We start from the raw sequence: 14967 nt of genomic DNA, 5'->3' as shown, positions 1-14967 counted from the left end.
ACACTTCACGAGGCCTCGATGCCCGCCGAACCCGCGGCTTTTCTCGCGTTCCGGGCATGTCCGATATCCTTCATTGTTCGCTGGGAACGTTGCAGCGCGAACCCGATCCGTTTGCGGAAAGAGAAGGATAGCCGGATTCGGCGCATCTCCCATGTCCCTTTTTGTCCTTCACCATGTGCGATAACAGGGTATGAAAAGGTTCTGTGCAATGCTTTTACGGCATTCATCCCGGCCAAACGGCGCCCTGCGCCCCTGTCCCCCAATTAGGTGACGGTTTGAGCGATAGTCCTGTTTTTGTGATTGCAGACGATCACCCGTTGTTCCGCAATGCTCTGCGGAGCGCGATCCAATCCGCTTTTGCCGATGTTGAGATTATTGAGGCGGGTACTCTCGATGAAGTAGCCGCTGCTCTCGATCGCATAGGTGAAGCCGACATCGTGCTCTTTGATTTGAAGATGCCCGGCGCGCGTGGCTTCTCGGGTCTCATGTATCTACGCGGCCAATATCCGGCGGCGCCGATCTGCATCATTTCCGCCATGGATGATCCGGCGACAGTCCGCAATGCGATCGGCCTCGGCGCTTCGGGGTTCATTTCCAAGTCGGCCTCTCTTGAGACGATTTCCGAAGCCATTCGCACGGTTCTGCGCGGCGAGCATTGGATCCCGGACGATCTCATCGGAGCTGAAAGCGATCGCGAGACGGCCGAACTTCTGGAACGTCTGCGGAGCTTGACCCCGCAACAGGTGCGGGTTCTGATGATGCTGGGCGAGGGACTTCTCAACAAGCAGATCGCCTACGAGCTCGGCGTCTCAGAGGCGACCGTCAAGGCGCATGTCTCGGCGATCCTGCAAAAGCTCGGCGTCGAGAATCGCACCAAGGCCGTGCTCGCGGCCGGCCGCATCGAAGCTGGTGAATGGCGCGGCGCGATCGAAGAATAGAAGCGGGGTTTTATTCTGCGGCGACGGGTGCGGGTTTGCATTGCGCCATCAAGGCTCGCAGGGCGGCCGGCTTGAGCGGCTTATTGAGGATTCTGACGCCGGCCTTCATCGCGGCCTGACGTACCTCTTCTGAACGGTCTGCGGTGATCAGGATCGCCGGTACGGTCCGGCTCAGCTTCCACCGCATGTCGGTCACGACGCTGAGCCCGTCGCTCTCGTCGAGATGATAGTCGATGAGGATAAGGTCGGGCAGTGTGCGCTCGCGGCGCAACAAGGCCATCCCCTCTCGCATATTGCTGGCGGTCAGCGGGGTTGAGCCCCAGCCGGCGAGAAGCGCCGCCATGCCGGAGAGAATTTTCTCGTCATTGTCGATGCAAAGCACGGTCAGGCCGGAAACCGAACCTGGCGGTGGCGCAGGAAGCGCACCCTCGCTTGTTTCCTTCGGCACGGCGATAGCCAGCGGCACGGTGACGGAAAAATGGGTTCCCTTTCCGACGACCGATTGCAGGCGCACCTCCGCCCCTAAGACCCGTGCGAGTCGCTGGACGATCGAAAGACCGAGGCCAAGACCGTGAGCGACCTTGGCGCCGGCATCGAGACGACGGAATTCATGGTAGATCACCTCCTGATCTGACACGGGAATGCCGATGCCCGTATCCAGGATTTCGATGGAAACCATGGCGTTCTTGCGCCGGCAGCCGACCACCACCCGCCCGGACGCGCAGTATTTGATGGCGTTAGAGACGAGATTGCGCAGGAGACGGCCAAGCAACGACGGGTCGCTCGTCACAGACAGCGATGTCGGCAAAATCCGGAATTCGAGGCCCTTTTCCCGTGCCATGGGCTCGAATTCGACACGGATCTGATCGAACAATTTACGCAGATGGAAGGGCCGGAGCTCGGGCGTGATTGCGCCCGTATCGAGTCGCGAGAGGTCGAGGACGGCCCGGAAAATCTCCTCGACCGAATCGAGTGAGGCTTCGAGATCGCGCACAAGAGGGGCTGCCGGGAGATCTTTCGTGCGGTCCGAAAGCGCGGTCGCATAAAGCCGCGCCGCATTGAGCGGCTGCAGGATATCGTGGCCGGCTGCTGCAATGAAACGCGTCTTAGAAATATTGGCTTCCTGCGCGGCCGCACTCGCTTTCTTCAAGGCCTCGTTGATGCGAGTGAGCTCGGCGGTACGTTCTTCCACCCGCCGCTCGAGATTGGATTTCGCCATTTCAAGCGCACGCTTGCTTTCCACCTCTTCCGTCACGTCGGAGAAGGTCAGTGCAATACCGCCATCGGACATGCGGCGGGCTTCGATACGGATGACGCAATCGGTCGCCGGGTGACGCGACACGAAGGGTTGCAGCCTTGAGACGAGCGCTTGCATGCGCTGATCGGCGAGCCGGTCCGGATCGCCCTCGCCGAGGAAACCGATCCGGGCCGTGTGGCGCAGGACATCGCGGAGCGAGACGCCGACCTGACCGAACTCGATCGGCAGATGCATGATCTGACGGAAGGGCCGGTTCCAGGCAATGAGCGCCAAATCCCTGTCGAAGACGGCGATGCCCTGACGCATATGGTCGAGCACGCTTTGCAGGAGGTCGCGATTGTAGTGCAGCGCTTCGGTGGCGTCGTCGAGGAGCTGGTGGGCTTCGCGTGTCGAGGGATCGCTGCGTTTGAGAAGCAGCGACATGACGAGACGAGAGGAGGCCGCACCGATGGCCGACCCGAGAAGCTGCTCGGCAAAGCGGACCGCCTGATGGTCGACTGGCTCGCTGAGATCGGTCGAGCGACCCGTCGCCTGCTCCATATTGGCGAACGAGCGCGATGTGCGCTCCTGGCCGAGATATCGCGCGACCGTCTCCTTCAGGTCTCCGTAGGTAACATGTGTGCGCAAAGGCTTGAGAGCCGGTGTCGGGCCCATCTCGGAGGGGACGAAGATCTTCGCCTGCAGGCGCTCGATCGCCTCCGGCGCGCGGGCCAGAGACACGAGGATCATCAAGGCGCAATTGACGCTGATGCTCCAGAAGACGCCGTGCGAAAGTGGATCGAGGTGGAGACCGAACATCGCCTGAGGCCGGAGCCATGCAATGCCGAAGGGGCCAGGATTGAGAAATCCCTCGCCGATGAGTCCCGCTTTGACGAACGTCGGCAGGAGCAGCGTATAGGTCCATATGGCGAGCCCCGAGGTCATGCCGGCAATAGCGCCCCGGGCCGTAATTCGCCGCGAGAGAAGTCCGCCGAAGAAAGCGGGCGCGAGCTGTGCGACGGCTGCAAAGGCGAGGAGGCCAATCGAGGCAAGCGCGGCTGTGCCGGCCGCGCGGTAATAAGCATAGCTGCACAACAAAATGACGGTGATCGCGATACGGCGGACGGTCAGGATGAAACGAGACATGTCATCGCGCTGGCGCGTTTGCTGCCGCTTCAGATAGGCAGGCAGCACGATCTCGTTGGAGATCATGATGGCAAGCGCCACACAGCCGACGATGACCATGGCGGTTGCCGCAGAGAGCCCGCCGAGAAAGACGACCAAGGCGACGATCGGGAAATCCGCGCGATGCGGCAGCTCGAGGACGAAAAGATCGGCATCAACGGAAGAGCCGAAAGCGATCAAGCCTGCGATCGCGATGGGAACGACGAAGATGTTGATGGCGACGAGGTAGGCTGGAAACAGCCAGCGCGCACGTTCGAGCTCGGCGAGGGAATTGTTTTCCACGACGGTGATGTGGAATTGCCGTGGCAGCAGGATCGCGGCGGTGAAGGCGATTGCCGTCATCGCCACCCATTCGCCCCCGACGAGGCCGTTTGAGACCATCGTTTGGACTTCCCGGCTTTCTACGGCGAGCGCGTAAAGCTCCGAGGGGCCTCCAAACAGAAAGAAGACGACGAAGATACCGGCAATCAGGAAGGCGATGAGTTTGACCACCGCTTCCCAGGCGACTGCCAGCATCATCCCATGCTGGTGCTCCGTCGCATCGGCGTGACGGGTGCCGAAGAGGATGGCAAAGATCGCCAGCACCACGGCGATGATGAAGGCCGTATCCCCGAGGAGGGGAAGCGCTTCGGCCGCATCCTCGCCGAGCTCCGGAACCATGGTGGAGATGGAAGACGAGATCGCCTTCAGCTGCAGCGCCACGTAGGGAATGACGCCGATGACCGAAATGAGCGTCGCGACGACGGCCACGGCCTGGCTCTTGCCGTAGCGGGCACCCAGAAAGTCGGCGACGGAGGTAATGCGTTCTTCCTTCGACAGCGCCACGATCCGCCGCAGGATCGGAAAGCCGAAGGTGAACATCAGGATCGGGCCGATGTAGATCGGCAGAAAGCCGAGGCCCGAATGCGAGGCGAGGCCGACCGAGCCGAAGAACGTCCACGATGTGCAATAGACGGAAAGCGCGAGAGCAAAAAGGTTCGGGCGCGCGCTCGCGCCGGCGCGCTGCACGCGCCGATCGCCGTAAGACGCGATGGCGAATAGCGCTCCGATATAGAGAATCGCAGCCAGGACGGCGACGAGACCGTTGTTCATGTTCCTTCTCGCGGGACGAAGGGCGGTGATCGTGTCATCTTGGCACGATCATAGGCGGGCAGGCGAATGCACGACAGGGGGCAAAGTCGCTGTCCAAGCGCTGGCGATGTCGGCGTTTCCAGGTGCGCGAGCTCTGCAGGATTCTGTCGCGGCTTATGCTCACAAGGAGAGTTGACGCCAGTTGGGGCCGGGTGCACCCATAGTATATGAACGAGCAACCGACCTACTTCTCCCGCAACCGGCCAATCAGCCTCGAGCACCATTGGCTTCCCTTCACCCCTAACCGCGATTTCCGGGCCGATCCGCGTCTGATCGCTCGCGCCGAGGGCATGTATTACTACACGCCCGATGATCGCCCTGTCCTCGACATGAGTGGCGCCCTGTGGTGTTCGCATCTCGGCCACGGACGCAAAGAAATCGGCCAGGCGATCGCCGAGCAATTCCCGGTCCTTGATTACGCGCCGAGTTTCGGTTTCGGCCATACGATTTCCTTTGAGCTCGCCGACCGCCTCTCAGCCATCCTGCCAGATGGTCTTGGCCATATCCTGTTCACCAATTCCGGCTCGGAATCCTGTGATACGGCGATTAAGGTCGCTTATGCCTATCACCATGCGCGCGGACAGAGCGGCCGCAAGAAAATCATTGGCCGCCAGAAAGGCTATCATGGTGTGGGCTTCGGCGGTCTCTCCGCCGGCGGCATCACCGCCAACCGGACAGCCTTCGGATCCTGGCTGCCGGCCGACCATCTGCGCCACACGCATCTGCCAGAGAAAAATGCGTTCACCCGCGGCCTGCCGGAGCACGGTGTAGAGCTTGCCGAAGAACTTGCCGAGCTCATCGCTTTCCACGACGCTTCCACGGTCGCGGCCGTTGTTGTCGAGCCGGTGATCGGGGCGGGCGGTGTCTATCTGCCGCCCAAGGGATATCTGAAGCGGCTGCGCGAGATCTGCGATCAGGCCGGCGTCCTTCTCATTCTCGACGAGGTGATTACCGGTTTCGGCCGCCTCGGTTCGCCCTTCGCCTCCCAGGAATTCGATGTTACGCCCGACATCCTGACGATGGCAAAGGGCCTGACCGCCGCCACCGTGCCGATGGGCGCCGTTGCCGTTGCCGATTCCGTCCATGACGAGATCATGGCGCGCGGGCCGGAAGGCGGTGTCGAGCTCCTTCACGGCTACACTTATTCCGCGCATCCGCTAGCCTGTGCGGCCTCGATCGCATGCCTCGACGTCTATGAGCGGGAAAACCTTTTGACCCGCGCGTCGGGCCCGGTCGGCGATGCCTTGGGCGATGCGCTCTTCAGCCTGCGCGACCTGCCGGAAGTCGTCGATATCCGCCATTACGGCTTTATCGGCGCTGTCGAGTTCCGCCCCGGCGAGAAACCCGGCAAGCGCGGCCAGGCGATCTTTAAAGCCTGCTGGAAGGAAGGCTTGATGGTGCGCGCCTTGGGAGACATTATTGCTGTTTCGCCGCCGCTCGTGATCGAGCAAGATCAGGTCGGCGAATTTGCCGAGAAATTCCGGCGGGCGGTGGAGACAACGCTCGCCTGAGGGGCCAACCGGCCCCCGAAGGAGAGGCCGTGATGGACGACAGGACGATCGATAAGCCGGGTGAATGCCCGGCGCACGCCGCGCCCACGGAGACACGTCCTCCGGAAGGCTGCCCGGCCCACGCTCACGATGCGCCCGCCGAACCCTCGGCGGACGCCCCGGCCGTATGTCCGGTGGATCATTCTGCGCTCGCCGGAGATCAGGGGTTGCGTCCGATCGTGGCCGTCACCGGCGCCAGCCGGGGCATCGGCCATGCCATCGTGCGCAAATTCTATGATGAGAACTGGGAGGTCTACACCCTCTCGCGCACGCCGTTTTCGCGCGTCTGTCCGTGGGCGGAGGGCTACGTCCGTCACATTGAGGTCGATCTCTCCGATCCGAAGTCGATCCAGTATGCCATCGACCAGCTGCGCGAACGCGTCGGCGAGAAGGGGCTGACGGCGCTCGTCAACAATGCCGGCATCTCGCCCAAGAACACCGAAGGCGGCCGGCTCGGAGCCGCCGAGACGCCGCTCGAAATCTGGCGCGACGTCCATATGGTCAATTTCATTGCCCCGGCCGTGCTGGTGCAGGGCCTGCGTGAACCGCTGAGGCGTGCCAACGGCGCCGTCGTCAACATCACCTCGATCGCCGGTTTCCGCATCCATCCCTTCGCCGGCGCCGCTTATGCGACCTCGAAGGCAGCACTTTCGGCGCTGACCCGCGAACTCGCCCATGAGCTCGCCGCCTCCGGTATCCGCGTCAACGCCGTGGCGCCGGGCGAGATCATGACCTCGATCCTCTCGCCTGGCACCGACGAGGTGGTGGAACGTGACGTGCCCATGCGCCGCATCGGCGACCCGAAGGAAGTGGCGGAAGTTGTGCATTTCCTGTGCTCGCAGGCCGCCTCCTACGTCATCGGGGCGGAGATCAACATCGACGGCGGCCAGCATCTCTAGGCCCGTCGTGATCACCCTGTTATCGATCCTGCGCGGTCTCGCCCGAGCGGGATTTGTCGCTTGCGCTTGTTTTGTGCTGTCGTCTACCGTCTCGGCGCAGGACGTCTCCGATCGCATCCAGCCGGAGCTTGCGACGCAGGTCGCGGAGCCTGCGACCGCCCCGGTTCATGCCCAGAACTGGATGGTGGCGGCGGCTAACCCGCTCGCTACCGAAGCAGGCGCCCAGATTCTCAGAAAAGGCGGGAGCGCCATCGATGCGATGGTGGCGGTACAACTCGTTCTTGGCCTCGTGGAGCCGCAATCCTCTGGCCTCGGCGGCGGCGCCTTCCTTCTCTATTGGGATGCCGACGCAGAGGAACTGACGACGCTCGACGGACGCGAGACCGCACCGTCTGCCGCAACGCCGAAGCTCTTCCTGGATGAAATCGGTGAGCCCCTTCAATTCTTCGATGCCGTCATCGGCGGGCGCTCCGTTGGGGTGCCGGGCACGCCCCGGCTCCTGGAGGCTGCGCACAAGCGCTGGGGCACTCTTGCCTGGCCGGAGCTTTTCGAGTCGGCGATCCGGTTAGCTGAAGATGGCTTTCCAGTCTCACCGCGCCTTGCCGGCCTCGTTGCGGAAGAAAGCGAAAGCCTTGCCCGCCAGGAGACAGCGAGAGCGTATTTTCTCGATGATCTGTCGGCCGCTCTTGCCGGCGACGGCCTTCTGAAGAACGAGGCCTATGCCGCAACCCTCAAGCTCCTCGCTGCAAACGGTGCGGACGCCTTTTACAAAGGCCCTGTCGCGGAAGACATCGTCGCCGCCGTCCGTGGGTTCGAGGCCAATCCGGGCGTCATGCGGCTGCAGGATCTGAAGAATTACGAGGTGAAGGCGCGAGAACCCGTCTGCGCCGCCTACCGCGCATATGATGTCTGCGGCATGGGTCCCCCATCTTCGGGGGGTGTCACGGTCGGGCAGATCCTGGGCCTGCTTGCCCGTTATGATCTCACCGCTCTTGGCCCCGAAAGCGTTGCCACCTGGCGCCTGATCGGCGATGCCTCCCGCCTGGCTTTCGCCGATCGCGGCCGCTATCTCGCCGATACGGATTTCGTGCCGGCGCCGATCAAGGGCCTGCTCGATCCGGCCTATCTCCAGGAACGTGCAAAACTCCTTGAAGGCGAAGCCCGCCTTGAGGCGGCCGAACCCGGCGAGCCTCAATGGGATCACGCCTTCAATTATGCGGACGGCGCGGCTATCGAGTTTCCCTCAACTAGCCATTTCGTCATCGTCGACCGCGACGGCAATGTCGTCTCCATGACGACGACGATTGAAAATGGTTTCGGCTCGCGCCTGATGGTGCGTGGCTTTCTCCTGAACAACGAGCTCACGGATTTTTCCTTCAAGAGCCAGGAGGACGGGCGCCCCGTGGCGAACCGCGTGGAGTCGGGAAAGCGGCCGCGATCCTCCATGGCGCCGACCATCGTCCTTCGCGATGGAGCGCCGGTGCTGGCGATTGGTTCGCCAGGCGGCAGCCGCATCATCGGCTATGTCGCCGAGGCGCTCATCGCCGTTCTCGACTGGGGCATGGATGTGCAGGCGGCGACCGCTCTGCCGCATGTCGTCAATCGCTTCGGAACCTTTGATCTGGAGGCCGGCACGTCCGCGGAGGATCTGCAGGACGGGCTTGAAGCGCTCGGCTACCAGGTCGAGGTAAGCGACCTCAATTCCGGCCTGCATGCGATCGCTATCGGCCCGGACGGACTTTCGGGCGGGGCAGATCCCCGCCGCGAAGGGATTGCGATCGGGGAGTGAGACTGGCTCACCGTTTTTTGCCTTGCCGGTTACGCTCCTATCGCGCTCTCAAGGTGCCATGCGGGAGTTGGCTCCCGAAAGCCGTCATGCAACGGATCAAGCGCGGGGCTTCTCTGCTCCCCACAAGGGGAGGGGATGCAGAAGGCTCAGCACGGCCTGTGAGCGGCGGCACGGGAGAAAGATGGAACGCCCATGTTCAGGATATTTGTCGCCGTCTCTGCTCTGTTCTTTTCGGGGACGGTCCATGCCAAGACCCCCGATCCGGAGAACTGGGAGGCGGTCGTCGCCGAAGCGAAGGGCGAGACAGTTTATTTCTATGCCTGGGGTGGCGAGACTCGCATCAACGCTTACATCAACTGGGCGGCTGGCGAGGTTAAAGAGCGCTTCGGCGTGACGTTGAAACAGGTAAAGGTTGCCGACACCGCAAACGTCGTCTCTAAGATCGTGGCAGAAAAGGCGGCCGGGCGCGACGAGAATGGCACCGTCGATCTCGTCTGGATCAATGGTGAGAACTTTGTCTCTCTGAAGGAGGCGGATCTCCTTCTCGGCCATCCCTGGGCGACGAAGCTCCCGAACTACCGCTTCGTCGACGAGGAGGGAAAGCCGACGGTCAAGACGGATTTCACCGTGCCGACCGACGGGCTCGAAGCGCCATGGGGCATGGCGAAGCTCGTCTTCTTCTACGACATCGCTCGCCTGCAAAGCCCGCCGAAATCCATGCCGGCTCTCCTGGAATGGGCGATGGACAATCCCGGCCGTTTCACCTATCCGCAGCCGCCCGACTTTCTTGGTTCCACTTTTCTGAAACAGGCGCTCTACGAACTCGCCCCTGATCCGCAAGTGCTGATGCAGCCGGCCGATGACGAGACCTTCTCCCGGCAGACGCAGCCGCTTTTCGTCTTCCTCGACGAACTCCATCCGCTTCTTTGGCGGCAGGGGCGCGCCTTCCCGCAGAATTACGGCACGATGCGCCGACTTCTGGCCGATAGCGAGGTCGATATCTCCTTTGCGTTCAATCCGGCCGACGCTTCGAGCGCGATTTCGGCCCACGAATTGCCGGACACGGTGAGAAGCTACGTGCCGGAGGCGGGCTCCATCGCCAATTCGCATTTCCTCGCGATCCCGTTCAACGCCAATGCCAAGGCGGGTGCGATGGTCGTCGCGGATTTTCTCATGTCGCCGGAAGCGCAGGCCCGCAAGCAGGATCCGAATGTTTGGGGCGATCCGACGGTGCTCGATGTCGCTGCTCTGCCGGAGGAGGATCGTGCCCGCTTTGACGCGCTCGACCTTGGCGTCGCGACGCTGCCGCCGGAGAAACTGGGCCTGGCGCTGCCCGAACCGCATGCAAGCTGGATGGAGCGCTTGGAGACGGAATGGGCGCGGCGCTACGGAGCCGGCCAATAATTCCGGCCCGACCGAAGCTGGATCGACCGAGATCGCGGCTCATCGCTTTTCCGATCACGGTGCTCGCGCTTCTGGTCCTGCCAGTGGCGGCCGGCCTCCTCGGTGCGGCATTGCCGGCATTTGGCTACCTTCCGGTTCTCGGACTTGAGGATTTTTCGCTCAAGCCCTTCGTCGCGCTTTTAGGAGCCCCTGGTATTGGGGTTTCCCTCGCGCTCAGCCTGTGCGCGGGCCTGTGCACGACGACGCTCGCCTTCCTGGTAGTGACGGGCTTTGTCGCCGCCTGGCATGGGACGCGGGTTTTCCGTGCCCTGCGGCGTCTCATCGCGCCGCTTCTGGCGGCGCCGCATGCTGCGGCTGCTTTCGGGCTTGCCTTCCTGATTGCGCCGTCCGGCCTCTTGATGCGGGCTCTGTCTCCCTGGGCGAGCGGCTTTGACCGCCCGCCGGACTGGCTGATCGTGCATGATCCGGCGGGGCTTACGATGACGGCGGGTCTTGTCGTGAAAGAGATCCCCTTCCTCTTCCTGATGGCTCTTGCAGCCCTTCCGCAGGTCGAGGCGGAGCCTCGCCTCAAAATGGCACGGGCGCTCGGTTACGGGCGCGTCGCGGCCTTCCTCTTCGCCGTTCTGCCGCCTCTTTACGCTCAGCTTCGTCTGCCGATCTTCGCCATCATCGCCTATGCCTGTTCCGTCGTCGATGTCGCCTTGATCCTCGGGCCGACGACGCCGGCCCCGCTTGCCGTGCGCATCCTGGAATGGCAGGCGGATCCCGATCTCTCCCTGCGCAGCCTCGCAGCTGCTGGCGCGCTGGCGCAGTTTGTGATCGCCTTTCTCGCTATTTCCCTGTGGCTTGCTCTCGAATGGCTTGTCGCCAGGATCGGAGCGAAGCTGACGACGTCGGGGCGTCGCTTCCGCCGTGACGGTTTTCTCCGCCAATTGACCGGGGTGACGATGAGCCTTTCCGCCGGGCTCGTATTTGCGGGCCTCGCCACACTGGCGCTTTGGTCAATTGCGGGCTTCTGGGCTTTCCCGGATGTCTGGCCGAACGCGCTGACCTTGGACACCTGGCGCCACCTTGGTGCGTCCCTCTCCCGGCCTCTCGACAACGCCCTTCTGATCGCCGCACTCTCCTCCTTTCTCGCTGTCGTCCTTGCTCTCGGTGCGCTCGAATATGAGGCCCGCACCGGCGGAACGGTGACAACTCGGGCGCTGGTTACACTTTATCTGCCGCTTCTCGTGCCGCAGATTGCCTTTCTCTTCGGCCTCGACATGCTTCTGGTGGCGCTCCGCTTTGACGGCCGGCTTTTGGCCGTCATCCTCGCCCACCTCGTCTTTGTCTTCCCATACGTGCTTTTGTCGCTGTCGCAGCCCTGGCAAGCGCTTGATCCGCGCTACGCCCTGATCGCGCGAAGCCTCGGACGCGGCGCAGATGCAATCTTCTGGAAGATCCGTTTGCCGATGCTTGCCCGCGCGATTGCAACCGCGACGGCTCTCGGTTTCGCCGTGTCGATCTCGCTTTACCTGCCGACGCTCCTGATTGGCGCCGGACGCTGGCCAACCGTGACGACGGAGGCCGTGGCGCTGTCGTCGGGCGGCGATCGGCGCATCACGGCCGCGACCGCGCTCGTTCAGGCCTGTCTGCCATTTTTCGCTTTTACGCTTGCGGCCCTTCTCCCGGCCTTGCTTTTTCGCCGCCGCGCGGCCATGCGTGCGGGTGGATGACCGCCGATGACGCACCCGAGGGCCTGAGCCTTTCGCAGGTGAGGATCAGCCTCGCAGGCCGGCTGCTCCTGTCCGTCGATAAGACGATCCGCCCGGGCGAGGTCCTGACCGTCATGGGTCCGTCGGGTTCCGGGAAATCGACGCTTCTCGCCTTTGCTGCCGGCTTTCTCGACCCGATCTTTGCGGCCGAAGGGCGCGTGCTGCTCGCGGGCGTAGACGTGACCGATCGGCCCGCCGAATCTCGTCAGATGGGCCTTCTCTTCCAGGACCCTCTGCTCTTTCCGCATCTCTCCGTCGCCGGCAATCTCCTCTTCGGCTTGCGGCCCGGCGCCTCGCGTGGTGTGCGCCAGGAAACGGTGTCGGCGGCTCTAGCCGAAGTCGGCCTTGGTGGCATGGAAGGCCGCGATCCGGCGACCCTATCGGGCGGACAGAAGGCTCGGATCGCGCTTTTGCGCACGCTCCTGTCGCGCCCGCGTGCATTGCTTCTCGACGAGCCTTTTTCGAAGCTCGACGTGGCGTTGCGCGATCAGATGCGCCGGCTTGTTTTCGACGAGGCCGGCAAGCGCAATCTCCCGGTTCTTCTGGTGACGCACGATCCGCAGGATGCCGCGGCCGCCGGCGGTCCCGTGATCGAACTCGGCGGGACCGGCGGGGAATGAACCCATCTTGCCTGCCGGTCGAGGAGGCGCTTTCCGCGCTTTTTGCGGCGCTGCGCGCGCCGGGCGCCGCCGTCCTCATCGCGCCGACCGGCGCCGGCAAGACGACGCGTGTGCCGCTTGCGGTTCTTGAGGAGGGTCTGGCGGATGACGAACGGATCATCGTCGTCGAACCGCGCCGGCTTGCTGCACGGGCGGCCGCCTCCCGCATGGCGAAAATGCTCGGCGAAGAGGTGGGCCAGACCGTCGGCTACCGTGTGCGCATGGAAAGCCGCATCTCCCGTGCGACGCGCATCGAGCTCGTGACCGGCGGCGTCTTCGTTCGCATGATCCTCGACGATCCGGGGCTCGACGGCATCGGTGCGATCCTCTTTGACGAGGTGCATGAGCGTTCGATCGATGCCGATCTCGGCGTGGCGCTGGCGCTCGATGCCCGCTCTGCGCTGCGCCCGGATGTGAAGCTTTGCGCCATGTCGGCGACGGTCGACGGAGCACGCTTTTCCGCGCTCTTCGGTGATGCGCCGGTGGTCGAGAGCGCCGGTCGCCTCTTTCCCGTTGAGACCCGCTACCTCGGCCAGGCTCCCACCAGACGAACCGAAGACGGCGTGGAAGCCGCAATCCTGCAGGCTCTGCGCGAGGAGGAGGGGAGCGTCCTCGCTTTTCTGCCCGGCCAGGGGGAGATCCTGCGTCTTGCCGACCGGCTTTCCGGCAAAGTTGGGAAAAATGTTGAGATTGCAACGCTTTACGGCGCACTCGACCTGAAAGACCAGGACAGAGCGGTGCGTTCCGCACCTGCCGGACGGCGCAAGGTCGTGCTGGCGAGCGCGATCGCCGAGACGTCGCTGACGATCGAGGGTGTGCGCATTGTCGTCGACAGCGGCCTGTCGCGGCGCCCGCGCTATGACCCGGGCTCCGGCCTGACGCGGCTCGAGACGGTGCGGGTGTCGCGCGCGGCCGCCGATCAGCGGCGTGGCCGGGCGGGGCGCACGGAGCCGGGCCTTTGCTTGCGGCTCTGGGACGAGCCGCAGAATGCCGGGCTCATGCCCTTCGACCGCCCGGAAATCCTGGAAGCGGAGCTCTCCGCCTTCGCGCTGTCGCTTCTCTCCTGGGGGGTGCGCGAGCCTGATGCGCTCGCCTGGCTCGATCCGCCGCCAAAGGCTGCCTTCTCGGAGGCAATGGAGCTTCTGGGCCGCCTCGGCGCGATCGATCGTTCGGGCCTCATTTCCGAACATGGTAAGGCGCTTGCGGCTTTCCCGCTCGCCCCGCGGCTGGCCCATATGATCCTAGCTGCGGCCGAAAACGGCGAGGCGCGCGAGGCTGCCGAAATCGCGGCTCTCGTTTCAGAACAAGGGCTTGGCGGGCGTTCCAGCGACCTCCACCACCGCCTTTCCGTCGTTCGCGGTGCACGCGGCGGGCGGACGGCGAAGGCGCGCGAGGCGGCGAAGCGCTGGGCGAGACTGGCGGAGGAGACGGTCGGGCGAAAGCCGCGAGAGGGCGCGACCTCGGCAGGGCTTCATCTTGCCGCCGCCTGGCCGGAAAGGGTCGCGAAATCGCGCGGACCGGGCGGCCGTTTTTTGATGGCGAACGGCCGCGGGGCCTATCTCGACGAGGACGATCCCCTTGCCGCAGAAGAGTTTTTGGCGATCGCCGAAGTCCAGGGCGGCGGCGCCGATGCGCGCATTCTTCTCGCTGCACCGCTGACCCGGGGCGAGATCGAGGCGGCTTTCGAGATTTCAGAAGACGATGAGTTTTCTTATGATTCGGCGGCCGATCGCATCAATGCGCGGCGCGTGCGCCGGCTCGGCGCACTCGTAATGTCCGCTAAGCCTTTGAAATCATTCGATCCGGAGAAAGCCGCGGCGCTTCTCGCCGAGGCGGCGCTGAAGCGCGGGCTGGAGGCGCTGCCCTGGCCCGACGAAACCCGGCAAATGTTTGATCGCATTCGCTTTTTGCGCCGCCATGAGGGGGACGCCTGGCCGGACCTCTCCGACGACGCGCTGGCCGAACGCGCCGAGGAATGGCTCTTACCTTTGGCGGGGACAAGTCTCTCGCTCGGCGGAATCAGCCGAGACTCGGTGAAAGAGGCGACTCAACCGCTGATTCCGTGGTCTCTGCTCAAGGAGCTCGATCGCAAGGCGCCGGCGACGTTCGTCGCGCCATCCGGCCGCGAGGTCGCGATCGATTATTCGGCAGAGACGCCGACGGTCGCGATCACACCGCAGAATCTTTTTTCGCTCGATGTACATCCGAGGATTCTGGACGGGCGCGTGCCGCTCACCTTCGAGCTTCTATCCCCGGCCGGGCGGCCGATGCAGGTGACCCAGGATCTCCCCGGCTTCTGGCGTGGCTCGTGGCGCGACGTGCGCGCGGAGATGCGCGGCCGCTATCTGAAACACGACTGGCCGGAAGACCCGGCGACAGCCGCGCCTTCGACCGGGGCGAAACGGCGCAAGAGCTGAG

Annotated in this window: 9 protein-coding genes; 8 read left to right on the top strand and 1 reads right to left on the bottom strand. The window is 63.8% G+C overall.

Annotated features, from left to right (window positions below):
* Positions 1-275 precede the first annotated feature (275 nt).
* Complete coding sequence (locus J2R99_RS04560) at positions 276-938, top strand: response regulator (RefSeq protein WP_255701435.1); 663 nt, start codon at positions 276-278, stop codon at positions 936-938.
* A gap of 10 nt (positions 939-948) precedes the next feature.
* Here the strand turns inward: J2R99_RS04560 and J2R99_RS04555 are convergent, their stop codons facing one another.
* Complete coding sequence (locus J2R99_RS04555) at positions 949-4452, bottom strand: hybrid sensor histidine kinase/response regulator (protein WP_307153288.1); 3504 nt, start codon at positions 4450-4452, stop codon at positions 949-951.
* Positions 4453-4658: 206 nt separating this feature from the next.
* Here J2R99_RS04555 and aptA point away from each other — a divergent pair, with 206 nt between their 5' ends.
* The 7 genes from aptA to hrpB all read left to right on the top strand — a co-directional run bounded on the left by aptA (position 4659) and on the right by hrpB (position 14966).
* Entirely contained in the window at positions 4659-6002 is a 1344-nt protein-coding gene (gene aptA / locus J2R99_RS04550; RefSeq protein ID WP_307153287.1) for an omega-aminotransferase AptA, read from the top strand.
* Positions 6003-6034: 32 nt separating this feature from the next.
* Positions 6035-6940, top strand: coding sequence for an SDR family NAD(P)-dependent oxidoreductase (locus tag J2R99_RS04545; protein WP_307153286.1), 906 nt, complete (start codon positions 6035-6037; stop codon positions 6938-6940).
* Positions 6941-7013: 73 nt separating this feature from the next.
* Complete coding sequence (gene ggt / locus J2R99_RS04540) at positions 7014-8729, top strand: gamma-glutamyltransferase (protein WP_307153285.1); 1716 nt, start codon at positions 7014-7016, stop codon at positions 8727-8729.
* 192 nt (positions 8730-8921) lie between these two features.
* On the top strand, positions 8922-10133 hold the full coding sequence (locus J2R99_RS04535; protein WP_307153284.1) for an ABC transporter substrate-binding protein: 1212 nt from the start codon (positions 8922-8924) through the stop codon (positions 10131-10133).
* Positions 10103-11851, top strand: coding sequence for an ABC transporter permease (locus tag J2R99_RS04530; protein WP_307153283.1), 1749 nt, complete (start codon positions 10103-10105; stop codon positions 11849-11851). Before J2R99_RS04535 ends, J2R99_RS04530 begins: the two co-directional genes overlap by 31 nt.
* Positions 11848-12510, top strand: a complete 663-nt coding sequence (locus J2R99_RS04525) for an ATP-binding cassette domain-containing protein (RefSeq protein WP_307153282.1) — start codon at positions 11848-11850, stop codon at positions 12508-12510. The genes J2R99_RS04530 and J2R99_RS04525 overlap by 4 nt, the downstream gene beginning before the upstream one ends.
* Positions 12507-14966, top strand: a complete 2460-nt coding sequence (hrpB, locus tag J2R99_RS04520) for an ATP-dependent helicase HrpB (RefSeq protein ID WP_307153281.1) — start codon at positions 12507-12509, stop codon at positions 14964-14966. Before J2R99_RS04525 ends, hrpB begins: the two co-directional genes overlap by 4 nt.
* The last annotated feature ends 1 nt before the right edge of the window (position 14967 follow it).

This window comes from Rhodopseudomonas julia, from assembly GCF_030813515.1.
Classification (GTDB): Bacteria; Pseudomonadota; Alphaproteobacteria; order Rhizobiales; family Afifellaceae; genus Afifella; species Afifella julia.
Note: the sequence above shows the minus strand (reverse complement) of the source record. Positions and strands in the feature narration are given on the sequence as shown.